This is a genomic window from Microbacterium sp. EF45047, from assembly GCF_028472845.1.
Classification (GTDB): Bacteria; Actinomycetota; Actinomycetes; order Actinomycetales; family Microbacteriaceae; genus Microbacterium; species Microbacterium neungamense.
The window spans coordinates 1,836,242-1,857,320 of sequence record NZ_CP069429.1 but is presented as its reverse complement, the minus strand read 5'-3'; the positions used below and the strand labels follow the sequence as shown (position 1 = coordinate 1,857,320).

22 protein-coding genes and 1 tRNA gene are annotated in these 21,079 nt (G+C 70.9%); 15 read left to right on the top strand and 8 right to left on the bottom strand.

Annotation, left to right across the window (positions count from 1 at the left end; genetic code table 11):
* The first annotated feature begins 48 nt into the window (after positions 1 to 48).
* The 5 genes from JRG78_RS09025 to JRG78_RS09005 all read left to right on the top strand — a co-directional run bounded on the left by JRG78_RS09025 (position 49) and on the right by JRG78_RS09005 (position 6,481).
* The gene (locus JRG78_RS09025; protein ID WP_259606366.1) at positions 49 to 1,062 is read left to right on the top strand and encodes a LacI family DNA-binding transcriptional regulator; all 1,014 of its coding nucleotides are present in this window, start codon (positions 49 to 51) and stop codon (positions 1,060 to 1,062) included.
* A gap of 168 nt (positions 1,063 to 1,230) precedes the next feature.
* Positions 1,231 to 2,745 carry a multiple monosaccharide ABC transporter ATP-binding protein gene (gene mmsA / locus JRG78_RS09020; RefSeq protein WP_272653807.1) on the top strand — a complete coding sequence of 505 codons (1,515 nt, stop codon included), beginning with the start codon at positions 1,231 to 1,233 and terminating at the stop codon, positions 2,743 to 2,745.
* 40 nt (positions 2,746 to 2,785) lie between these two features.
* Positions 2,786 to 4,153, top strand: a complete 1,368-nt coding sequence (gene mmsB, locus JRG78_RS09015) for a multiple monosaccharide ABC transporter permease (protein ID WP_432806407.1) — start codon at positions 2,786 to 2,788, stop codon at positions 4,151 to 4,153.
* A gap of 60 nt (positions 4,154 to 4,213) precedes the next feature.
* Positions 4,214 to 5,329, top strand: a complete 1,116-nt coding sequence (locus tag JRG78_RS09010; protein ID WP_259606365.1) for a substrate-binding domain-containing protein — start codon at positions 4,214 to 4,216, stop codon at positions 5,327 to 5,329.
* A gap of 195 nt (positions 5,330 to 5,524) precedes the next feature.
* Positions 5,525 to 6,481 carry a sucrase ferredoxin gene (locus tag JRG78_RS09005; protein WP_259606364.1) on the top strand — a complete coding sequence of 319 codons (957 nt, stop codon included), beginning with the start codon at positions 5,525 to 5,527 and terminating at the stop codon, positions 6,479 to 6,481.
* On the opposite strand, the gene JRG78_RS09000 is transcribed toward JRG78_RS09005, so the two are convergent.
* Both JRG78_RS09000 and JRG78_RS08995 read right to left on the bottom strand, forming a co-directional pair.
* Positions 6,412 to 7,269: an ABC transporter ATP-binding protein gene (locus JRG78_RS09000; RefSeq protein ID WP_259606363.1), complete on the bottom strand. Its 858-nt coding sequence runs from the start codon at positions 7,267 to 7,269 to the stop codon at positions 6,412 to 6,414. The two genes, JRG78_RS09005 and JRG78_RS09000, sit on opposite strands and share 70 nt — an antisense overlap.
* A complete protein-coding gene (locus tag JRG78_RS08995; RefSeq protein WP_259606362.1) occupies positions 7,266 to 7,403 on the bottom strand; it encodes a hypothetical protein in 138 nt (45 codons plus the stop codon). Before JRG78_RS08995 ends, JRG78_RS09000 begins: the two co-directional genes overlap by 4 nt.
* 105 nt (positions 7,404 to 7,508) lie before the next feature.
* Here JRG78_RS08995 and JRG78_RS08990 point away from each other — a divergent pair, with 105 nt between their 5' ends.
* A complete protein-coding gene (locus JRG78_RS08990; protein ID WP_272653327.1) occupies positions 7,509 to 9,329 on the top strand; it encodes an ABC-F family ATP-binding cassette domain-containing protein in 1,821 nt (606 codons plus the stop codon).
* Here JRG78_RS08990 and JRG78_RS12750 read toward each other — a convergent pair.
* Positions 9,310 to 9,375, bottom strand: coding sequence for a GTP-binding protein (locus JRG78_RS12750; RefSeq protein WP_442927377.1), 66 nt, complete (start codon positions 9,373 to 9,375; stop codon positions 9,310 to 9,312). The genes JRG78_RS08990 and JRG78_RS12750 overlap by 20 nt on opposite strands.
* Before the next feature lie 53 nt (positions 9,376 to 9,428).
* Complete coding sequence (locus tag JRG78_RS08985) at positions 9,429 to 9,602, bottom strand: hypothetical protein (RefSeq protein WP_272653326.1); 174 nt, start codon at positions 9,600 to 9,602, stop codon at positions 9,429 to 9,431.
* 29 nt (positions 9,603 to 9,631) lie between these two features.
* Here JRG78_RS08985 and ykgO point away from each other — a divergent pair, with 29 nt between their 5' ends.
* Positions 9,632 to 9,754: a type B 50S ribosomal protein L36 gene (gene ykgO, locus JRG78_RS08980; RefSeq protein WP_023951906.1), complete on the top strand. Its 123-nt coding sequence runs from the start codon at positions 9,632 to 9,634 to the stop codon at positions 9,752 to 9,754.
* A gap of 7 nt (positions 9,755 to 9,761) precedes the next feature.
* On the opposite strand, the gene JRG78_RS08975 is transcribed toward ykgO, so the two are convergent.
* Entirely contained in the window at positions 9,762 to 10,169 is a 408-nt protein-coding gene (locus tag JRG78_RS08975; protein WP_259606358.1) for a hypothetical protein, read from the bottom strand.
* A gap of 346 nt (positions 10,170 to 10,515) precedes the next feature.
* Between JRG78_RS08975 and JRG78_RS08970 the strand changes: the two genes are divergently transcribed.
* The 3 genes from JRG78_RS08970 (at position 10,516) to JRG78_RS08960 (ending at position 13,212) form a co-directional block, all read left to right on the top strand.
* Entirely contained in the window at positions 10,516 to 11,421 is a 906-nt protein-coding gene (locus JRG78_RS08970; protein ID WP_272653325.1) for a MetQ/NlpA family ABC transporter substrate-binding protein, read from the top strand.
* 76 nt (positions 11,422 to 11,497) lie between these two features.
* Positions 11,498 to 12,553, top strand: a complete 1,056-nt coding sequence (locus tag JRG78_RS08965) for a methionine ABC transporter ATP-binding protein (RefSeq protein WP_272653324.1) — start codon at positions 11,498 to 11,500, stop codon at positions 12,551 to 12,553.
* Entirely contained in the window at positions 12,553 to 13,212 is a 660-nt protein-coding gene (locus JRG78_RS08960; RefSeq protein WP_259606355.1) for a methionine ABC transporter permease, read from the top strand. The genes JRG78_RS08965 and JRG78_RS08960 overlap by 1 nt, the downstream gene beginning before the upstream one ends.
* A 26-nt stretch (positions 13,213 to 13,238) precedes the next feature.
* On the opposite strand, the gene JRG78_RS08955 is transcribed toward JRG78_RS08960, so the two are convergent.
* From JRG78_RS08955 to JRG78_RS08945, 3 genes are read right to left on the bottom strand one after another with little or no spacing between them, the layout of a single operon-like run.
* Entirely contained in the window at positions 13,239 to 14,183 is a 945-nt protein-coding gene (locus tag JRG78_RS08955; protein WP_272653323.1) for a pseudouridine synthase, read from the bottom strand.
* A gap of 5 nt (positions 14,184 to 14,188) precedes the next feature.
* Entirely contained in the window at positions 14,189 to 14,695 is a 507-nt protein-coding gene (locus JRG78_RS08950) for a MarR family winged helix-turn-helix transcriptional regulator (protein WP_272653322.1), read from the bottom strand.
* A gap of 7 nt (positions 14,696 to 14,702) precedes the next feature.
* Positions 14,703 to 15,413, bottom strand: a complete 711-nt coding sequence (locus JRG78_RS08945; RefSeq protein ID WP_272653321.1) for a FadR/GntR family transcriptional regulator — start codon at positions 15,411 to 15,413, stop codon at positions 14,703 to 14,705.
* A 104-nt stretch (positions 15,414 to 15,517) separates the two neighbouring features.
* On the opposite strand from JRG78_RS08945, the gene JRG78_RS08940 reads away from it, so the two are divergent.
* The 5 genes from JRG78_RS08940 to JRG78_RS08920 all read left to right on the top strand — a co-directional run bounded on the left by JRG78_RS08940 (position 15,518) and on the right by JRG78_RS08920 (position 21,065).
* Positions 15,518 to 16,900: a GntP family permease gene (locus JRG78_RS08940; RefSeq protein WP_272653320.1), complete on the top strand. Its 1,383-nt coding sequence runs from the start codon at positions 15,518 to 15,520 to the stop codon at positions 16,898 to 16,900.
* Position 16,901: 1 nt separating this feature from the next.
* The gene (locus tag JRG78_RS08935; protein WP_272653319.1) at positions 16,902 to 18,422 is read left to right on the top strand and encodes a gluconokinase; all 1,521 of its coding nucleotides are present in this window, start codon (positions 16,902 to 16,904) and stop codon (positions 18,420 to 18,422) included.
* A gap of 95 nt (positions 18,423 to 18,517) precedes the next feature.
* A tRNA-Gln gene (locus JRG78_RS08930) sits at positions 18,518 to 18,589 on the top strand.
* Position 18,590: 1 nt separating this feature from the next.
* A complete protein-coding gene (gene glmU / locus JRG78_RS08925; protein ID WP_259606350.1) occupies positions 18,591 to 20,021 on the top strand; it encodes a bifunctional UDP-N-acetylglucosamine diphosphorylase/glucosamine-1-phosphate N-acetyltransferase GlmU in 1,431 nt (476 codons plus the stop codon).
* A gap of 9 nt (positions 20,022 to 20,030) precedes the next feature.
* Entirely contained in the window at positions 20,031 to 21,065 is a 1,035-nt protein-coding gene (locus JRG78_RS08920; protein WP_259606349.1) for a ribose-phosphate diphosphokinase, read from the top strand.
* Positions 21,066 to 21,079: the final 14 nt, after the last annotated feature.

Genomic DNA, 21,079 nt, shown 5'->3' with positions numbered 1-21,079 from the left:
ATGATGGTGTCACATCGATGTGACCGTGCACATGCAAGGAGGCGTGCCATGACGTCCGCCGCCGACCGCGCCCGCACGCCCAGCATCCGCGACGTCGCGCGCCTGGCCGGGGTGTCGCACCAGACCGTGTCGCGCGTGCTGAACGACCACCCCAGCATCCGCCCCGAGACGAAGGCGCGCGTGCTGGACGCGATCTCGGTGCTCGACTACCGCCCGAACCTCGCCGCCCGCGCCCTGGTCACCAGCCGCTCGAACACGCTCGGCATCCTCTCCGCCACGATCGGCGAGTTCGGCCCCACCTCCTCGATCGCCGCGATCGAGGAGGCGGCGCGCGCCGAGGGGTACTCGGTCTCCACGCTCAACCTGCCCACCACCACGCCGGAGGCCATCGGCGCCGCGGTCCGCCAGCTCGCTCGCGAGCACGTGGACGGCATCGTGGTGCTCGCCCCGCAGGTGCGCGTCTTCCATGTCCTGCGCGGCATGGACTCCTCGGTGCCCTTCGTCACGCTGCAGACGGCGTCCGGGTCGGACGGGGTCGGCCTGTCGGCCGATCAGGTCGCCGGCGCCCGCATCGTGACGGAGCACCTGATCGGGCTGGGCCACACCGAGATCCTGCATCTGGCGGGGCCGCAGGACTGGATCGAGGCGGAATCCCGGATGCGCGGGTACCTGGACGCGCTGCGGGATGCGGACCTGCCGACCTTCCCGCCGATCCGCGGCGACTGGACGGCGGACTTCGGCTACTTCGCCGCCGGAGAGCTGGCCCGCAGACCCGACTTCACCGCCGTCTTCGCCGCGAACGACCTGATGGCGATCGGGCTCATGCACGGCTTCCGCGACGCCGGCATCCGCGTGCCCGAGCAGGTCAGCGTCGCCGGGTTCGACGACATCCCGGTGGCCGCGCACGTGGCGCCCACCCTGACGACCGTGCACCAGGACTTCCCGGAACTGGGGCGGCGCGCGGTCCGTATCCTGCTCGCGTGCATCCGCGGGGAGGAGCCGCCGGCCTTCGCCGCGCTCGTCCCCGAGCTGCGCGAGCGCGAGTCCGTCGTGTCACGGTAGCGAAACGACCGCGGAACGGCTCTTGACACGACCGACCTCGGCAGGGCACCATGTGGTGAGTCGATGTGAACGGTCACATCGGCGAGCAGGACACCGTGCCGTCTGTATCGAGGAAGATCCGTGAGCGCCACAGCAACCGTGCCGACCGTGTCGGGGCCCATCCTGGAGATGCGCAGCATCACCAAGGAGTTCCCGGGCGTGAAGGCCCTCTCCGACGTCTCCATCACCGTCCACCCCGGTGAGGTCCACGCCATCTGCGGCGAGAACGGCGCCGGCAAGTCCACCCTGATGAAGGTGCTCTCGGGCGTGTACCCCTACGGCACGTACACCGGCGACATCCTCCTGTACGGGGAGGAGCAGCGCTTCAAGGACATCGCCGCCAGCGAGGCCGCCGGGATCGTCATCATCCACCAGGAGCTCGCGCTCATCCCCGAGCTCTCGGTCACCGAGAACATCTTCCTCGGCAACGAGATCCGCCGCGGCGGGCGCATCGACTGGGCCGCGCAGCGGCAGCGCACGGTCGAGCTGCTCGCCCGCGTCGGGCTGGACGAGGACCCCGACATCGCCATCAAGCACCTCGGCGTCGGCAAGCAGCAGCTGATCGAGATCGCCAAGGCGCTGAACAAGGACGTCAAGCTGCTCATCCTCGACGAGCCGACCGCGGCTCTGAACGAGAACGACTCGCAGCACCTGCTCGACCTGATCCTGGGCCTGAAGGCCAAGGGCATCACGTCGATCATCATCAGCCACAAGCTCAACGAGATCGAGCAGATCGCGGACGAGATCACGATCATCCGCGACGGCCGCACCATCGAGACCCTGGACATCTCACGCGGCGAGATCAACGAGGACCGCATCATCCGCGGCATGGTCGGCCGCTCGCTGGAGAGCCGCTACCCGGACCGCACGCCCGAGATCGGCGAGGTCTTCTTCGAGGTGAAGGACTGGTGGGTGCAGCACCCCACGGTGTCCGAGCGCATGGTCGTCAAGGGCTCCGGCATCGAGGTGCGCCGGGGCGAGGTGGTCGGCATCGCCGGCCTGATGGGCGCGGGGCGCACCGAGTTCGCCATGAGCATCTTCGGCCGCTCCTACGGCATCTTCCGCTCCGGCACGATCATCAAGGACGGCCAGGAGATCGAGCTGCCCGACGTCGCCAGCGCCATCAAGCACGGCCTCGCCTACGTCAGCGAGGACCGCAAGGTGCTCGGCCTGAACCTGCTCGACTCGATCAAGCGGTCCGTCGTCGCGGCGAAGCTGTCCAAGATCGCCACCCGCGGCGTCGTCGACGACCGTCAGGAGTTCGCGGTCGCCGAGCGCTACCGCAAGGCGCTGCGCATCAAGACGCCGTCCGTGGAGGAGGGCGTGGCGAAGCTGTCCGGCGGGAACCAGCAGAAGGTGGTCCTGGCGAAGTGGATGTTCACCGACCCGGACCTGCTCATCCTGGACGAGCCCACCCGCGGCATCGACGTCGGCGCCAAGTACGAGATCTACTCGATCATCAACGAGCTCGCCTCGCAGGGGAAGGGCGTCATCGTCATCTCCAGCGAGCTGCCGGAGCTGCTCGGCATCACCGACCGCATCTACACCGTCTTCGAAGGTCGGGTCACCGACTGCATCCCCTCCGACCAGGCCACCCCGGAAGACCTCATGCGCAGCATGACCTCCGCCACCCAGAAAGCATGAACCGCCATGCGACGTACCGAGCGAGCGAAAGCGAGTCGACGTGACCACTGATCTCTCCACCGCGAAGCGCGGCTTCCACTTCGGTGACATCAAGAAGATGTTCGGCGGCGGGCAGTCGAAGCTGCGCCAGTTCGGCATCCTCGGCAGCCTCATCGTGATCCTGCTGGTCTTCCAGATCCTGACGTTCGTGATCAAGGGACAGGGCCTGACACTGTCGTCCGGCAACCTGATCAACGTCGTCAACCAGTACTCGTACATCCTGATCCTGGCGATCGGCATGGTGATGGTGATCATCATGGGCCACATCGACCTGTCGGTGGGCTCGGTGGCCGCCTTCACCGGCATCGTGGTCGCCAAGGCGATGGCCGAGTGGAACCTGCCCTGGCCGCTCGCGATCCTGCTCGGGCTCGGCGTCGGCGTCCTCGTCGGGGCGTGGCAGGGCTTCTGGGTCGCGTACGTCGGCGTCCCGGCGTTCATCGTGACCCTGGCCGGCATGCTCTTCTTCCGCGGCGCCAACCAGTGGGTGGGTCAGTCCACCACGGTGCCGGTGCCGAGGGAGTTCCAGTACATCGGCGCCGGCTACCTGCCCGAGGTGGCGCTGCCGCTGAACTTCAACGTGCCGACCATGATCCTCGCCCTGCTCGGCGTCGCCTGGATCGTGTTCTGGGAGGTGCGCACCCGCCGCGCGCAGAAGAAGATGGGGTCGGAGCGGGCCCCGGTCTGGGTGAGCGCGACCAAGGTCGTGATCCTGTCGATCGTCATCCTCGTCGCCGGCTGGCTGTTCGCGACCGGCCGCCCGGGCACCAGCTTCCCGGTCTCCGGCGTGATCCTGCTCGTGCTGGTGATCCTCTACTCGTTCATCACCAACAACACCGTGTTCGGCCGGCACATCTACGCGGTCGGCGGCAACCGGCAGGCGGCCCGGCTGTCGGGTGTCAAGGACCGCTGGGTCGACTTCTTCGTGATGATGAACATGTCCGTGCTCGCCTCGCTCGCCGGCATGATCTACGTCGCCCGCGCCACGGCCTCCGGCCCGCAGGACGGCAACGGCTGGGAGCTGGACGCGATCGCCTCGGTCTTCATCGGCGGCGCCGCGGTCTCCGGCGGCATCGGCACCGTGATCGGGTCGATCATCGGCGGCCTGGTGATGGCGTTCCTCAACAACGGCCTCGCGCTCCTGGGCGCCGGCGCCGACGTCGTCTCGATGATCAAGGGCCTGGTGCTGCTGTTCGCGGTCGGCGTCGACGTCTGGAACAAGCAGCAGGGCCGCCCCTCGCTCATCGGATTCCTCACGCGGCGGATGCGCCGCCCGCAGGGCCCCGGCGCGGAGCTGTTCTCGCCCGACGAGAAGCTCAAGGCCAACCAGCCCTTCGAGACCCCCGCCGTCGACAAGGCGCGCGGCAAGTAGCGGATGCCGGCGCACAGCGCTCGCGCGGAGCATCCGTCTGACACCAGAGAAAGAGATCGCATGAAGAAGATGATCGTCACGGCGACAGCGCTTGTCGCAGCGGCAGCCCTCACCCTCACCGGATGCTCCTCGGAGCGCGGCGGCGCGCCCGCCGGCGGGTCCGGCGAGGAGCCGGCCGGCTTCGAGGAGGGCGCCACCATCGGCGTCGCCCTGCCCGACAAGACCAGCGAGAACTGGGTGCTCGCCGGCAAGCTCTTCGAGGAGGGCCTGGCGGATGCCGGCTTCAAGGCGAACGTCCAGTACGCGCCCGCCTCGAACACGGTCGCCGAGCAGCAGAACCAGATCCAGGCCATGGTCACCGGCGGTGCCAAGGTCATCGTCATCGGCGCGAAGGACGGCAAGCAGCTGTCCACGCAGGTGCAGGCCGCCAGGGACGCCGGCGCGTACGTCATCGCGTACGACCGGCTGATCGAGAACACCGAGGCGGTGGACTACTACGTCGCCTTCGACAACTTCAAGGTCGGCCAACTGCAGGGCCAGGCGCTCCTCGACGGCCTCGCCGAGCGCGCCGGTCACGAGGCGCCGTACAACATCGAGCTGTTCTCCGGTTCGCCGGACGACGCCAACTCGGCGGTCTTCTTCAACGGCGCGATGGACGTGCTGCAGCCGAAGATCGACGACGGCACGCTGAAGGTGCTGTCGGGCCAGACCGAGATCGCGCAGACCGCGACCGAGGGCTGGAAGGCGGAGAACGCCCAGCGCCGGATGGACTCGATCCTCACCTCCGCCTACGGCTCCGCCGAGCTGGACGGCGTCCTCTCGCCCAACGACACCCTCGCGCGCGCCATCATCACCGCGGCGCAGCAGGCGGGCAAGAAGGTGCCGGTCGTCACCGGTCAGGACTCCGAGGTCGAGTCGGTGAAGTCGATCATGGAGGGCGTCCAGTACTCCACCATCAACAAGGACACCCAGCTGCTGGTGGAGCAGACCATCAAGATGGTCGGCCAGCTGCAGAAGGGCGAGGAGGTCGACGTCAACGACACCGAGCAGTACGACAACGGCGTCAAGGTCGTCCCGGCGTACCTGCTCGAGCCGGTGATCGTCACGAAGGAGAACGCCGCCGAGGCGTACAAGAACGTGCCGAGCCTGCTCGAGATCGTCGAGTCCTACCAGTGATCGCGCACATCGCCTGATCGCGCCTGATCGCGCACACGGGCCGCTCCGGATGCTCCGGGGCGGCCCGTCCGCGTCCGCGGGGGCCCGGTGCCTGCCGTACCCCGGTGCCTGCCGTACCCCGGTGCCTGCCGTACCCTGGTGCCTGCCGTACCCTGGTGCCTGCCGTACCCTGGTGCCTGCCGTACCCTGGCAGGGATGGAAGAGGGTCCCGCCGAGCGCGCCGACTGGTGCGCCTCGATCCGCGCCGCGCGCGCGGAGGCGATCTGGGCGTCGGCGCCGGCACTGATCGCGAACTGGCTGCTCGTCGAGCATCCGGGCCCGTGGCCGATCCGCGGCCTGCCGGACGACCTCCCGCCGGCCGTGCGGGGTGTGCTGGAGCGCGCCGAGGACCGCGGGGTGCGCCTGCAGCTGATCCGCCGGGTCCGCGACCGCCGGCCGGACCTGCGCACCGTGGTGGTCGCGGGGCGGGGCGCGGACGGATGCTGGGCCGAGCAGCGCCGCGTGCGGGAGCTCGAGGAGCTCTGCGCTCTCGACCTCGACGCGCTGGCCGCCGGCCGCCCGCCCGGGTTCGGCGCCCCCGTCGACCCTGACGAGCCGCTCGTGCTGGTGTGCACGCACGGACGGCGGGACGTGTGCTGCGCCCGCCTCGGCCGCCCGGTCGCGGTCGCCCTGGACGCGCGGCTGCCCGGCCGGGTCTGGGAGACCACCCACGTCGGCGGCGACCGGTTCGCGGCGAACACGGTCACCCTGCCCGGCGGCGGATACCACGGCGGGCTCACGGCGGAGGATGTCGACCGCCTGGTTCCCGCCCTCGACGGCGGCAGGGTGCTGCTGGAGCGCTGGCGCGGCGCGTGCGGCATCCCGGGGGAGCAGCAGGCCGCCGACTACGCCGTCCGGCACCTGCTCGGCGAGACCCGCCTCCACGCCGTGCGGTGCGTGTCCGCGCAGGCGGGCACGGACGCCGAGAGCCGCGTGCGGCTCGCCGTCGGTGACCGCGAGTTCCTGGTGTCGCTGCGGCGGGTGGTGCAGGAGCCGCGGCGGACCTCGTGCGCGGACGGCGGCACGATCAGCGCACCGGCGGGTTACGAGGTGATCTCGCTGGACGAGGTCACCGATGCCGCGGCACGGGCATCCGCCGCCGGCGTGGCCTGAGCGGGCAGTCCCAGCGGCAGCACGTGCGGCGTTCCGCCGTCGGGGTCGTCGACGAGCGCGGCGCGGATGCCGAACACCTCGTGCAGGATCGCAGGGGTGACGACCTCGGACGGGGGCCCGGCGTGCACCACGCGGCCGTCGCGCATTGCCACGATCCGGTCCGCGTACCGCGCGGCGAGGGAGATGTCGTGCAGCACCATCACCACGGTGTGCCCGTGACCGCGGTTCAGCCGGCGCACCAGCTCGAGCACCTCCAGCTGGTGGGCCACATCCAGGTATGTGGTCGGCTCGTCGAGCAGCATGGTGTCGGTCTGCTGCGCGAGCGTCATCGAGATCCAGGCGCGCTGGCGCTGACCGCCGGAGAGCTCGTCGACCAGCCGGTCCTCCTGCCCGTCGAGGCCGGTGGCGGCCAGCGCCTCCCGCACGATGCGCTCGTCCTGCGGCGTGAACCGCCCGTACCAGTTCTGGTGCGGATGCCGCCCGCGGGCCACCAGCTCCAGCACGGTGAGCCCGCCCGGGGCGCTGGGCGCCTGGGGGAGCAGCGACACCCGGCGGGCCAGATCCCGGCGGCCGAACCCGGCGAGCGGCGCACCGTCGAGGAGCACCTCGCCGCCCCGTGCCGGGAGCAGGCGGGCGAGCCCGCGCAGCAGCGTGGACTTGCCGCATCCGTTCGGCCCGATGATCGCGGTGACGTCGCCCGCCGGGATCGCGAGATCGAGATCCGCGACCACGCTGCGGCCGTCGTAGGCGAGGGAGAGGCCGACGGCCTCCAGGCGGGTCGGGGTCATGTCGTCGTCCTCCGTCGGGTGCGGATGATGAGCCAGATGAAGTAGGGCACGCCCACGATCGCCGTGCCGATCCCGGCCGGCAGCGGGATGACGAACAGGTGAGCCATCACCATGTCCGCGACGAGGACGAGCACGCGACCCGCACGAGGACTGATCCCAGCGCGAAGGGCCCGCCTCCGCTCCGACCGGGCGGGAGCGGGCCCTTCGCACATCCTCCCGTCGCCTAGCCTTGAGGGGACATGGCACATCTTCTGGGAGCCGAGGGGCTCCACCTCGAGTTCCCCACCCGCGTCGTCTTCGACTCCGTGACCGTCGGCGTCGAGGAGGGCGACCGGATCGGCATCGTCGGCCGCAACGGCGACGGCAAGTCGAGCCTGCTCGCGATGCTGGCCGGACGTCTCGAGCCGGATGCCGGGCGCGTCACGGTCCGCGGTGGGACGACCATCGGCGTTCTCGACCAGGCGGACACCCTGCACGATGAGCTCACCGTCGGCGCGGCCGTCGTCGGCGACACACCGGAGCACGAGTGGGCCGGCGACGCGCGCGTGCGCGACGTCATCTCCGGTCTCCTCTCCGACCTGGACTGGGATGCCCCGGTGGCGGCGCTCAGCGGCGGTCAGCGTCGCCGCGTGGCGCTCGCCGCGCTGCTGGCCGGCGACTGGGACGTGATCGCCCTGGACGAGCCGACGAACCACCTCGACGTCGAGGCGATCACCTGGCTGGCCGAGCATCTGAAGACCCGCTGGGCGCGTAACGCGGGCGCGCTGCTGGTCGTCACCCATGACCGCTGGTTCCTCGACGAGGTATGCACGGCGACCTGGGAGGTGCACGACCGGATCGTGGAGCCGTTCGAAGGCGGCTACGCGGCCTACATCCTGCAGCGTGTCGAACGCGACCGGATGGCGGCGGCGACCGAGGCGAAGCGGCAGAACCTGGCCCGCAAGGAGCTCGCGTGGCTGCGCCGCGGGGCGCCCGCCCGCACCAGCAAGCCCAAGTTCCGCATCGACGCGGCGAACGCGCTGATCGCCGACGTGCCGCCGGTGCGCGACAGCGTGTCGCTGCAGTCGCTCGCGGTCGCCCGACTCGGCAAGGACGTCGTCGATCTGCTCGACGCCGGGGTGGCCTACGGGGACCGGGAGGTCCTGCGCGACGTCGAGTGGCGGATCGCACCGGGGGAGCGCACCGGCATCCTCGGCGTGAACGGCGCCGGGAAGTCGACGCTGCTCGGCCTCGTCACCGGCACCGTGCAGCCCACCAGCGGACGGGTCAAGCGCGGCAAGACCGTCCAGGTGCGCACGCTCACGCAGCGCCTGGACGAGCTGGAGGAGGTGTGGGACGAGCCGGTGCGCACGGTCGTCGGCCGCCTGCGCACCTCCTACACCTTCGGCGCCGGCTCGAAGGCGCAGGAGCTCACCCCGGGCCAGCTCCTCGAGCGCCTCGGGTTCTCCTCGGCGCAGCTGTCCACGCCGGTGAAGGACCTCTCCGGCGGGCAGCAGCGCCGGATGCAGCTGCTGCTGGTGCTGCTCGACCAGCCGAACGTGCTCATCCTGGACGAGCCGACGAACGACATGGACACCGACATGCTCGCCGCGATCGAGGATCTGCTCGACTCCTGGCCGGGCACGCTGATCGTGGTGTCCCACGACCGCTACTTCCTGGAACGCGTCACCGACCAGCAGTACGCGATCCTCCCCGGCCCCGACGGGGTGGGGCGGCTGCGGCACCTCCCGGGTGGGGTGGACGAGTACCTGCGTCTGCGGGCTCTGGAGGTGCGCTCCTCGGGAGAGCAGCGCGGCGACCAGATCACGAGCGCCGATTCGCAGCCGCGCCCCGGACTGGAGGGCGCCGCCCGACGCGCGGCCGAAAAGGAGCTCGCCGCGCTGGAGCGGCGGATGCAGAAGCTGAACGACCAGATCGACCGGGCCAAGCACGCGCTCGCCGACCACGACCAGTCCGACTACGCGGGGCTCGGCGAGAAGATGAAGGCGATCCAGGCGCAGCAGGACGAGGTCGAGGAGCTCGAGCTGCGCTGGTTCGAGCTCACCGAGAAGCTCGGTTGAGCAGGGTCGTCTTTCCAGCGCCCAGCGGCCCCGTCAGCCCGATCACGGGCACCTGCGACGCGCCGGATGGACTCTCGGCCGCCGAGCGCGGTGACAGGATCAGTCGGCTCGGTCCGGCACGACGTGCCAGGCCGGGAACGGGTCGGGATAGGTGCACCACTCGCGCGGTCCCGCCGCGAGCTCGGCATCGTCGAGCGCGGCCCCGTCGAGGGCGGCGAGCAGCGCCGGCGCGTCGAGGTCGAGGCCGATGAAGCCGATGTCCTGACCGAACAATGATAACCATTCTCAATAAGGAGTGCGGCATGAAGGTCCGAGCCTCGATCAAGTCCCTGAAGAACCAGCCCGGCGCTCAGGTCGTGCGCCGCCGCGGGCGGGTGTACGTGATCAACAAGCTGAACCCCCGGTTCAAGGGGCGGCAGGGCTGACGGCGGCTCAGCGGCTGACCGCAGCGGCGCCGGCCGCCGCGTGCGCACGCATCGCGGCGCCCATCCGCGCGATCGCCTCGCGCAGCACCGGCCGGGGCATCGCGAAGATGAACCGCGCGCACCCGGCGCCGGCCGCCCCGCAGGCGACCCCGTCGGTGAGGCCGACGCCGGCGTGACGGCGGAAGAACGCGGCCGGCTCGTCCACGCCGGTGTCGGTGAAGTCCAGCCAGCCGACGTAGGTGCCCTCCGGCACGGTGACGGTCACGCCGGGCAGATGCTCGGCCACCAGCCGCACCAGCTCGTCGCGGTTGCCCTGCAGATACGCCACCACCTCGTCGAGCCAGGGCTGCCCGTCGCGGTACGCGGCGGTGTTCGCGACGACGCCGAGGTTCGCGGTGCCGTGCCCGATCCACATCCCGCGCGCGCAGCCGGTCGGCGGTGACCGCCTTCAGCTCCTCCCACATCCGCGGCGGTGCGTAGCCGAAGGCGCCGTCGTCCACGGCCCGGTGCAGCGCCTCGGAGACCGGCGGCGCCACGCCGAAGTCCATCTCGGCCACCCAGGCGCCGATCGGCACCTCCGGATCCGACCATTTCAGTCCGCCGCGGGCATGCAGCTGCTCGACCGTCAGGGCATCCGTCGTCTGCGCGAGAGTCACGCTGCTCACGTTACCGGCGGCGGATGACGTTCTGTGACGAGGGGATTCCCGGCCGCGCCCGTTCACCGCCTAACATGACGGAGTCCCCCAAGAGAGGAACCACGCATGTCCCGTCGCACAACGTCCGCCGTCGCCGCGCTCGCCGCGGTGCCGCTCGTCGTCGCCCTCGCCGGCTGCGCCTCGTCGCCGGCGTCCGAGGGCTCCGGATCCGAGGAGAACCCGGTCGTGAAGATCGGCGTCGTGGGCAAGAGCGATCCGCAGTGGCCAGCCTTCGTCGAGGCCGCCGAGGAGGAGGGCATCACCGTCGAGCTGGTCGACTTCGCCTCCTACGAGCAGCCCAACCCCGCCCTGGTCGAGGGCGAGCTGGATCTCAACCAGTTCCAGCACATCGTGTACCTGGCCGGGTTCAACGTCGCCTCCGGCGAGGACCTGGTGCCGATCGGCTCGACCGCGATCTACCCGCTCGGGCTGTACTCGCAGAAGTACGACGACGTGAAGGACATCAAGGAGGGCGAGACCGTCCTGGTCCCGGACGACGCCTCCAACCAGGCGCGCGCCCTGCTCGTGCTGCAGTCCGCCGGGCTGATCGAGCTCAAAAGCGGCGGCACGATCTTCTCCGATCTCGCCGACATCGACAAGGAGGCCTCGAAGGTCGAGGTCACCGCGCTCGAGGCGGCGCTCATCCCGAACTCGCTTCCGGATGCCGCGGCCGCGATCATCAACAACGACTTCGTCGCCCAGGCCGGCCTGAGCTTCGACGACGCGATCGCGCAGGACGACCCGGAGGACCCGAACGCCCTCCCGTACATCAACATCTTCGCCGCGCGCGCCGAGGACAAGGACAACGAGACCTACCTCAAGCTCGTCGAGATCTTCCAGAACGACCCCGAGGTGCAGAAGGGCCTCGCCGAGGCATCCGGTGACACGGCGGTGCTGGTGAAGACGCCGGTCGCCGACCTGGAGGAGTCGCTGAAGAAGGTGGAGGAGGACACGAAGGCCCACGAGGGCTGAACGCGTCCGCAATGAGAGAATCGGGCGGCGCGGATCTTCGCGCCGCCCGTTCCGCCGTCCAGCATCCGGAGTCGCCATGGCCATCGTGAGTCTCACCGACGTCACGAAGACGTACCCGCCCGCCGACCGCCACGGCGAGCCGATCACGGCCGTCGACGGGGTGAGCCTCGACATCGAGCCGGGCGACGTGTTCGGCATCATCGGGTACTCCGGGGCCGGCAAGTCCACCCTGGTGCGGCTCATCAACGCGCTCGAGCCCGCCACGAGCGGCTCGATCCTCGTCGACGGCGTCGACATCACCCGGCTGCCCGAGCGCGAGCTGCGCTCCGTCCGCGGCGGCATCGGCATGATCTTCCAGCAGTTCAACCTGTTCTCGTCGAAGAGCGTGCACGCCAACATCGCCTACCCGCTCAAGCTCGCCGGGTGGTCCCGCGCAGACATCGACGCGCGGGTGGCAGAGCTGCTGCAGTTCGTCGGCCTCGCCGACAAGGCCAGGGCGTACCCCGAGCAGCTCTCCGGCGGTCAGAAGCAGCGCGTCGGCATCGCCCGCGCCCTCGCCACCCGCCCCGCGATCCTGCTCGCCGACGAGGCGACCAGCGCGCTCGACCCGCAGACCACGCACGAGGTGCTGGCGCTGCTCAAGCGCGTGAACGAGGAGCAGGGCGTCACGATCGTGGTGATCACGCACGAGATGGACGTCATCCAGACCATCGCGACGAAGGTGGCGGTGATGGAGCGCGGACGGGTGATCGAGCAGGGCGACGTCTTCGAGGTGTTCTCCAACCCGCAGAACCCCGCCTCGCAGCGATTCGTCGGCACGGTGATCAAGGGCATCCCCTCGCCCGCGGAGACGGCGGCGCTGCGCGAGCGGCACCGCGGCCGCCTGGTGACCTTCTCGTTCCGCGACGGCGACTCGTCGCAGGGGCAGGTGTTCCTCGACCTCGCACAGGCCGGTCTCGAGTTCGAGCTCGTCTACGGCGGGATCAACGACATCCGCGGCCGCGCCTTCGGGCACCTGACGCTCGCGATCCGGGGTGCGGATGCCGCGATCGACGCGGCTCTGGACACGATCCGGACGCACGCCGAGGTCACCGAGATCGCGGATGCCGTCGAGACGGAGGGGGGCCGCTGATGGAACGCCTCAACGAGCTGTGGCCCGAGTTCTGGGCGGCCGCGGTCGAGACCCTCTACATGACGGTGTACGCGCTGCTGCTCAGCGGCGTGCTCGGCACGATCATCGGCATCGGGCTGTACGTCACCCGGCCGGGCGGGATCATGCCGAACCGGGTGCTCAACGCGGTGATCGGGATGCTGGTGAACTTCTTCCGGCCGATTCCGTTCGTGATCTTCCTCGCCGTGCTGCAGCCGGTCACTCGCGCCGTGATCGGCACCGGCATCGGCATCAACGCGGGCGCCTTTGCGATCGGGGTGGCCGCGTCCTTCGCGATCGGGCGGATCGTCGAGCAGCACCTCGTCTCGGTCTCCCCGGGCGTCATCGAGGCGGCCCGCGCGATGGGGGCGGGGCCGTGGCGGATCCTGTTCACCGTCGCGATCCCGGAGTCGCTGGGTCCGCTCGTGCTGGGGTACACGTTCATCGTCGTCGCCCTGATCGACATGACGGCGATGGCGGGCATGATCGGCGGCGGCGGGCTCGGCGCGTTCGCGCAGATCTACGGATTCCGCCGCTTCGAGCCGGTCGTGATGTGGGCGGCGATCATCCTCATCGTGGTGTTCGTGCACCTGGTGCAGTCGCTCGGCACCCGGCTGGCGCGGGCGATCATGCGGCGTTAGGGCTCCGCGCCGTCGGCGGTGCTCGCTCAACGACCGGGAGGAGGAGCGTCCTGGAGGGTGCGTTCGGAGCGGAAGGCGCGCGGCTCGCCGCTGAGCGGATCGGTGAAGCGCAGCTCCCGGGCCAGCAGCTGCAGCGGCCGGGTGAAGTCGTCGGGCGTCTCCGGGAGCAGCTCCGGGTAGAACCCGTCGTTGCGGATGCCGGCGCCGAGGGCGGCCAGGTGCACGCGCAGCTGGTGCATCCGGCCGGAGTGCGGGCGCAGCCGGGTGTGCAGCACCCGGTCGTCGAAGCCGATCAACTCGATCAGCGTCTCCGCGTTCGGCTCCCGCTCCGGGTCGACCCGCACGCACACGTTGCCGCGCAGCTTCTCGATGTGGTTGCGGTACACGATCGGAAACGGCCGCCCGTCCAGGGCGGGGGAGCCCGGATCCCATCCGGTGGGGAGCGCGGACACCGCCTCGTACACCTTCTCCACCTCGCGGCGCTCGAACAGCAGCTGATACGCGCCGCGCGTCTCCGGGCGCGCCGAGAACATCAGCAGTCCCGCCGTGGCGCGGTCCAGGCGGTGGATGGGCGTGAGGTCCGGATTTCCGAGGCGGTTGCGCAGCCGCACCAGCGCCGAGTTCTGCAGGAACTTGCCGCCGGGCGTGGTCGGCAGGAAGTGCGGCTTGTCGGCGACGACGAGATCGCGGTCGGCGTGCAGCACCTCGACCTCGAACGGGATCTCCCGCTCCACCGGCGGCTCGCGGTAGTACCAGACGAACTCGTGCGCGCCGAGCGGCGTCTCGCGGGTCAGCGCCGTGCCGTCGCGCGCGACGATCTCCCCGCGGTCGAACCGCCGCAGCAGCCGTTCGGGATCCAGGTGGAAGAAGCGCTCCGCCATGTACGCCCCGATCGTCGGCCACGGACCCGACATCGGCAGGTGCAGCCGGGTGGCGCCAACGCCGTCGCGGACGGGCAGGGGTGAGGGCATGCCCATCAGGCGTCGAAGCCCAGGCTGAGATTGCGCAGCAGCCCTGCCAGGCGCTCGCGGTCGGCGCGGGGGAGTGCGCGCAGCAGCTCCGCCTCGGCATCCACCAGGCGGGTGATCGCGGCGTCCACGCGGATCCGGCCGTCGTCGGTGAGGGTGACCAGCACGCTGCGCCCGTCGTCCGGGTCGGCCTCGCGGCGCACCAGCCGCCGCCCGACGAGCCGGTCGATGCGGTTGGTCATGGTGCCGCTGGAGACCAGGGTCTGCTGCAGCAGCTGCTTGGGGGAGAGCTGGAACGGCGCGCCGGCGCGGCGCAGCGCCGACAGCACGTCCCACTCCCAGGGCTCGAGGTCGCTGCGGCGGAAGACGTCCTTCCGGGCCCGGTCGAGATGCCGGGAGAGCCGGTCCACGCGGGAGAGCACCTCGAGCGGCGAGAAGTCGAGGTCGGGGCGCTGGCGTCCCCAGGCGGCGACGATGCGGTCGACCTCGTCGCCCGCCGTCTCCGTTCCGCTCATCAGACCATCATCCCACCGGCGGCGCAGGAGGCGGCGCCAGCTCGCCGAGCACCCCGAGCAGGTGCGAGCGGGACTGCCGCTCGGCGGCATCCGCATCCCCGGCCGCGATGTCCAGCGCCAGCCGGAGGTGGTCCTCGAGGGTCCCCGGCGCGGGCACCGGCGGATGCAGGCCCAGGCGGGTGCGTCCGGCGAGCACCTCCCGCACCGGAACCCGGAGCGTCGCCAGCAGCGGGTTGCCGGATGCGGTGAGCAGCAGCTCGTGGAAGGCGATGTCGGCCTGCAGGTAGGCGTCGTCCGCGGCGAGCCCCCGGCGGCCGAGCTCGCCCATCTCCTCGGCGAGCCGGCGCAGCTCGGCGCGCTGCTGCGGCGTCGCCCGGCGGGCGGCCAGGCGCGCGGCCATCGGCTCGACGGCGACCCGCAGCTCCATGAGCGACTCCAGCTGCTCCTGGCGGTGCCGGCCGCGCAGCTGCCACTGGATCAGCATCGGGTCCAGCTCGTGCCACTGGTCGCGGGGGAGCACGGTGATGCCCACACGGCGGCGGGAGGCCAGCATGCGGATGCTCTCCAGCACCCGCACCGCCTCGCGCACGACGGTCCGCGAGGCGGAGTACTCCTGCTCCAGCTGCGCGAGGGTGAGGACGTGGCCGGGCCGCAGATCGCCGTTCGCGATGCGCGCGCCCAGGTCGTCCAGGACGTCGCCGTGCAGATCCGCCGCCATCGCTTGCTCCCTCGTCCACGAATAGGTACTATCTTATCCATCTATTCGTAGTACCTTTGCGGTCTCACCGCTCCCCTTCCTTTTCAACGGAGAAAGTGAACGTCATGGAAGACTGGACGCCCGTTCTCGGGACCGGCCCGCTGCTGGCCATCGCGGCTGTCGCCGTCGCCCTCATCCTGTTCCTCGTCATCAAGGTGCGCCTGCACGCGTTCCTGGTGCTCATCGTGGTCTCGCTGCTCACGGCGATCGCCACCGGACTGCCCATGGGCGTGCTGGTCAATGAGGTGCTCGTCGCCGGATTCGGCAGCACGCTCGGATCCGTCGCCCTGCTGATCGGGCTCGGCGCCATCATCGGCCGCCTCATCGAGTCCTCAGGCGGCGCCCGCGTGATCGCGGAGAGGATGGTGTCCATCTTCGGCGAGAAGCGCGCCGCCTTCGCCCTCGGCGTCACCTCGCTCATCCTCGGCTTCCCGATCTTCTTCGACGCCGGCCTGATCGTGATGCTGCCGATCATCTTCGCCGTCGCCCGTCGGATCGGCGGCCCGAACCTGCTGCTGTACGGGATGAGCGGCGCCGCGGCCTTCTCGGTCATGCACGTCTTCCTGCCCCCGCACCCCGGCCCGGTGGCCGCCACCGAGCTCTTCGGCGCCAACCTCGGCGTCGTCATGCTGATCGGCCTCGTGATCGCGTTCCCGGCCTGGTACCTCTCCGGCTACCTGTGGGGCCGCTTCGTCAACTCGCGCTACCCGATGATCGTGCCGGAGCTGTTCGGCGCGAAGGACGACGACCAGCCCGCCAACCCGCCCAAGGCCGGCACCGTCGTGGCCATCCTGCTGCTGCCGCTGCTGCTGATCTTCCTCAACACCGGACTGAACTCCCTCGGCAGCATCAGGGTCGTCGACCGCGAGGCCACCTGGGTGCAGGCGCTGATGCTGATCGGCACCTCCCCGGTGGCGCTGCTGATCACCGCGCTGGTCGCCCTGCTCGTCCTCGGCAAGTTCCGCGGCGAGAACGGCAGCGCCCTGGAGAAGCTCGTCGAGGGCACGCTCGGCACCGTGGCATCCGTCATCCTCATCACCGGCGCCGGCGGCATGTTCGGCGGCGTGCTGCGCGCCTCCGGCATCGGCGACGCGCTGTCGTCGACGCTGGGGGATGTCGGGATGCCGGTCATCTTCGCCGCCTACCTCATCGCCGTCGCCCTGCGCGTGGCGCAGGGCTCCGCGACCGTCGCCCTGGTGACCACAGCGGGCCTGCTCGCGCCGGCCGTCGCCGCGGGGGACTTCGGCGTCATCGACGTCGCCGCGATCACCCTCGCCGCCGCCGCCGGCTCGGTCTTCGCCAGCCACGTCAACGACTCCGGCTTCTGGCTGGTCGGCCGCCTGATGGGCATGGACGTGAAGACGACGCTGAAGACGTGGACCGTCCAGCAGGCGATCGAGTCCGTCGTCGGCTTCGCCATGGTCCTCGTCGTCTACGCGATCTTCTGACATGGACGCCGCACGCGACGTCGTCATCGGCATCGACATGGGCACCACGGCCACCAAGGCCGTCGCCTTCTCGGTCGCCGGGGAGCAGCTCGCGACCGCCTCGCACGGCTACCCGCTGGAGGAGCCGTACCCGGGGCACGCGGTGCAGGATCCGCAGCGCATCCTCGGCGCGGTGTACCAGGCGGTGCGCGAGGTCGTCGCCGAGGTGGGGGCGGCCCGGATCGCCGGGCTCGCCTTCTCCTCGGCCATGCACAGCCTGATGGCGCTGGACACCGAGCTGATGCCGCTCACGCCGGTGATCACCTGGGCGGACACCCGGGCGGCGGTGCAGGCCGAGCGGCTGCGGGCGTCCGCCCACGGCCTCGCCCTGCACCGCCGCACCGGCACCCCGGTGCATCCGATGTCGCCGCTGACGAAGCTGATCTGGTTCCGCGAGCAGGAGCCGCGCATCCGTCAGGAGTCGGCGATCTGGGCCAGCGTGAAGGACTGGGTGCTGTTGCGGATGTGCGGCGCGCTGGTGATCGACCACTCCCTCGCCTCCTGCTCCGGGCTGATGGACATCCATCGGCTGGAGTGGGACGAGGAGGCCCTGTCGCTGGCCGGCATCCGCGCGGAGCAGCTGCCCGAACTGGTGTCGACGACCACGGTGCTCGACGGTCTCACCGAGGAGGGCGCCGCCGCGACCGGCCTGCCGCTGTCCACCCGCGTGGTCGTCGGCGCCGGCGACGGACCGCTCGCGAACCTCGGCGTGGGCGCCGTGCAGCCCGGGGTGGCCGCCTGCTCGATCGGCACCAGCGGCGCGTTGCGGGTGGCCGTCGACCGGCCGGCCGTGGACCCGCGCGGCGGCGTGTTCTGCTACGCCCTCACCGAGGACCGCTGGGTGATCGGCGGCGCCATCAACAACGGCGGAGTGACGTTGGAGTGGGCGCGCAACGAGATCGCCGAGCCCGGCCTTGACACCGCGGAGATGCTCGACCGGGCGGGGCGGATCCCGGCCGGGTCGGGCGGACTGCTCCTGCTGCCCTACCTGCTCAGCGAGCGGGCGCCGCACTGGAGCAGCATCGCCAGCGGCGCCTACATCGGGCTCACCCGCGCGCACACCAGGGACCACATGGTCCGCGCGGCGGTGGAGGGGGTGGCGCTGCAGCTCGCCCTCGTGCTGCAGTCCATGCGCGCGGCCGGGCTGGAGATCGGGGAGATCCGAGCCACCGGCGGGGTGATGCGGCATCCGCTCTGGCAGCAGACCCTGGCCGACGCCTTCGGGGCGCCGATCGGGCTGCTGGAGGGGCAGGAGGGCTCCGGCTTCGGCGCCGCCCTGCTCGGGATGCAGGCGCTGGGGCTGATCGAGTCGATCGACGTCGCCGCGCGGCTGCAGCCCGTGGAGCGCACGGTGCGGCCGCGTCCGGCGGAGTCCGCGGTGTACTCCTCACTGCTGCCGGTGTTCGACGAGCTCTACGACGCGCTGCTGCCCACCTACCACCGGCTCCGGCGGCTCGCGCCCTCGCTGCCCGCGGTCCGCTGACGGCCAGGATCCGGAGCGGACAGCCCGGCGCGGCATGGCAGACTTGTCAGGCGGCCCGACGCACCGACCCGCGGGGACGAGCGCGGCGGCCGCGGTCCGCCGTGGTGTAGTGGCAGCACGACAGCCTTTGGAGCTGTGAGGTCCAGGTTCGAGTCCTGGCGGCGGAGCATGACGCAGAACAACCTCGCCATCATCGTCCTGGCCGCCGGCCAGGGCACCCGGATGAAGTCCCGGCGCCCCAAGGTGCTGCACGAGATCGGCGGACGCCCGCTGGTCGGGCACGTCCTCACCACGGCGCGCTCGCTCGGCGCCGACCACATCGAGGTCGTGGTCCGGCACGAGCGGGACCAGGTCGTCGCCGTGCTCGCCGAGCAGTACCCGGATGCCGTGGTCGTCGACCAGGACGACATCCCCGGCACCGGACGCGCCGTCCAGGTGGCCATCGACGCGCTGCCCGGCGACTTCGATGGCGACGTGCTCGTGCTCTCCGGCGACGTGCCGCTGCTGGAGACCCGCACCCTTGAGGCGCTGGTGTCCGCGCATCGCGAGGCCGCCGCCGCGGCCACGCTGCTGAGCGCCCACCTGGACGACCCCACCGGCTACGGCCGCGTGATCCGCAACGCGGACGGCGTCGTCGAGCGCATCGTGGAGCAGAAGGACGCCACCCCCGACGAGGCCGCGATCACCGAGATCAACGCCGGGGTGTACGTGTTCCGCGCCGCGCCGCTGCGCAGCCACCTCACCCGCATCGACCGCGACAACGCGCAGGGCGAGCTGTACCTGACCGACGTGATCGGCCTGCTGCGCGCCGCCTCCGAGACCGTGGCCGCCCAGGTCGCCGACGACGTCGCCAGCACCTTCGGCGTGAACGATCGCGTGCAGCTGGCCGAGGCCGGCCGGGTGCTCAACGACCGGATCGTGCGCCGCTGGCAGCGCGAGGGGGTCACCATCGTCGACCCCGCGACCACTTGGATCGACGACGACGCGAAGCTCGCGCCGGACGTGACCGTCCTCCCCAACACGCACATCCTGCGCGCCACCGTCATCGCCGAGGGAGCCACGATCGGCCCGGACACCACCCTCGTGGACTGCGAGGTCGGCGAGGACGCCGTCGTCCGGCGCACCGACGCGCAGCTGGCGGTCATCGGCGCGGGGGCCACGGTCGGGCCGTTCTCCTACCTCCGCCCCGGCACCGTCCTCGGCGCGGGCGGCAAGATCGGCGCCTACGTGGAGACGAAGAACGCGCAGATCGGCGAGGGCAGCAAGGTGCCGCACCTGTCCTACGTCGGCGACGCCACCATCGGCCGCGGGGTCAACCTCGGCGCGAGCACCATCACCGCGAACTACGACGACGTCCGCAAGCACCGCACCGAGATCGGCGACGAGGTGCACACCGGCTCGCACACGGTGCTCGTCGCTCCCGTTAGGCTGGGTGCTGGTGCGAAGACCGGTGCTGGAGCCGTCGTCCGCAAGGACGTCCCCGCCGGAGCCCTGGCCATGAGCGTGGCCCCCCAGCGCAACATCGAGGGGTGGGTCGAGAAGAACAGAGCAGGCACGGGTGCGGCGGATGCCGCGGCCCGGGAACGATCGGCGGAATAGGCGGGTCCGATGGGGCGCAAGAAGAAGACCACCGAACTGGATCGGGACAACGGCATCGCGCCGGGCCTGATCGCCAAGACGAAGAAGCGTCTCGTCGTCGCCGGCGGGCGTTCGCATCCGGAGCTGACGAAGGCGGTCGCCCAGGCGCTCGGCACCGAGATCGCCCCCGTCGAGCACCGCACCTTCGCCTCCGGTGAGATCTACGCCCGGTTCGAGGTCTCCATCCGCGGCTGCGACCTGTTCATCGTGCAGTCGTTCGGCGAGCCGGTGAACGAGTGGCTGATGGAGACGCTGATCATGCTCGACGCCGCCAAGCGCGCCTCGGCCAAGCGGATCACCGTCGTCGCCCCGTACTACCCGTACTCCCGTCAGGACAAGAAGGGCCGCGGCAGGGAGCCGATCAGCGCGCGCCTGGTCGCCGACCTGCTCAAGACCGCCGGCGCCGACCGGGTGATGAGCGTCGACCTGCACGCCGCGCAGATCCAGGGGTTCTTCGACGGACCCGTCGACCACCTGTTCGCCAAGCCGGTGCTGCTCGAGCACTTCGAGACGTCGCTGTCGGACGAGGACCGGGAGACCCTCACTATCGTCTCCCCGGACATGGGCCGCGTGCGCGTCGCCGACACCTGGTCGGACAGCCTCGGGGCGCCGCTGGCGATCATCCACAAGCGCCGCGACCCGAAGGTGGCCAACCAGGTCACCGTGCACGAGATCGTCGGCACCGTGGAGGGTCGCACCTGCCTGCTCGTGGACGACATGATCGACACCGGCGGCACCATCGTCAAGGCCGCCCAGGCGCTGAAGGCGAACGGCGCCCGCAAGGTGATCGTGGCGGCCACGCACGCGATCTTCAGCGACCCGGCATCCGAGCGCCTGCAGGACGAGGCGATCGACCACGTCGTCGTCACCGACACCATCCCGCTCACCGAGTCGCGCCGCTGGGACACCCTGACGATCCTGCCGATCGCGCCGCTGCTGGCCACCGCGATCCGCCAGGTGTTCGAGGACGGCTCGGTGACGAGCATGTTCGGCGGCGACGCGTAGAGCGCGCTCATAGC

Excerpts from the sequence above, each read along its gene's own strand:
- JRG78_RS08955 (WP_272653323.1), bottom strand. The coding sequence starts at position 14,183 with ATGCCCTCACCCCTGCCCGTCCGCGACGGCGTTGGCGCCACCCGGCTG.
- JRG78_RS08990 (WP_272653327.1), top strand. The coding sequence starts at position 7,509 with ATGGCACATCTTCTGGGAGCCGAGGGGCTCCACCTCGAGTTCCCCACC.
- JRG78_RS08960 (WP_259606355.1), top strand. The coding sequence starts at position 12,553 with ATGGAACGCCTCAACGAGCTGTGGCCCGAGTTCTGGGCGGCCGCGGTC.
- JRG78_RS08950 (WP_272653322.1), bottom strand. The coding sequence starts at position 14,695 with ATGAGCGGAACGGAGACGGCGGGCGACGAGGTCGACCGCATCGTCGCC.
- JRG78_RS08935 (WP_272653319.1), top strand. The coding sequence starts at position 16,902 with ATGGACGCCGCACGCGACGTCGTCATCGGCATCGACATGGGCACCACG.
- JRG78_RS08940 (WP_272653320.1), top strand. The coding sequence starts at position 15,518 with ATGGAAGACTGGACGCCCGTTCTCGGGACCGGCCCGCTGCTGGCCATC.
- JRG78_RS09025 (WP_259606366.1), top strand. The coding sequence starts at position 49 with ATGACGTCCGCCGCCGACCGCGCCCGCACGCCCAGCATCCGCGACGTC.
- ykgO (WP_023951906.1), top strand. The coding sequence starts at position 9,632 with ATGAAGGTCCGAGCCTCGATCAAGTCCCTGAAGAACCAGCCCGGCGCT.
- glmU (WP_259606350.1), top strand. The coding sequence starts at position 18,591 with ATGACGCAGAACAACCTCGCCATCATCGTCCTGGCCGCCGGCCAGGGC.
- JRG78_RS08975 (WP_259606358.1), bottom strand. The coding sequence starts at position 10,169 with ATGTGGATCGGGCACGGCACCGCGAACCTCGGCGTCGTCGCGAACACC.
- JRG78_RS08920 (WP_259606349.1), top strand. The coding sequence starts at position 20,031 with ATGGGGCGCAAGAAGAAGACCACCGAACTGGATCGGGACAACGGCATC.
- JRG78_RS08945 (WP_272653321.1), bottom strand. The coding sequence starts at position 15,413 with ATGGCGGCGGATCTGCACGGCGACGTCCTGGACGACCTGGGCGCGCGC.
- JRG78_RS09000 (WP_259606363.1), bottom strand. The coding sequence starts at position 7,269 with ATGACCCCGACCCGCCTGGAGGCCGTCGGCCTCTCCCTCGCCTACGAC.
- JRG78_RS09005 (WP_259606364.1), top strand. The coding sequence starts at position 5,525 with ATGGAAGAGGGTCCCGCCGAGCGCGCCGACTGGTGCGCCTCGATCCGC.
- JRG78_RS08965 (WP_272653324.1), top strand. The coding sequence starts at position 11,498 with ATGGCCATCGTGAGTCTCACCGACGTCACGAAGACGTACCCGCCCGCC.
- mmsA (WP_272653807.1), top strand. The coding sequence starts at position 1,231 with ATGCGCAGCATCACCAAGGAGTTCCCGGGCGTGAAGGCCCTCTCCGAC.
- JRG78_RS08970 (WP_272653325.1), top strand. The coding sequence starts at position 10,516 with ATGTCCCGTCGCACAACGTCCGCCGTCGCCGCGCTCGCCGCGGTGCCG.
- JRG78_RS09010 (WP_259606365.1), top strand. The coding sequence starts at position 4,214 with ATGAAGAAGATGATCGTCACGGCGACAGCGCTTGTCGCAGCGGCAGCC.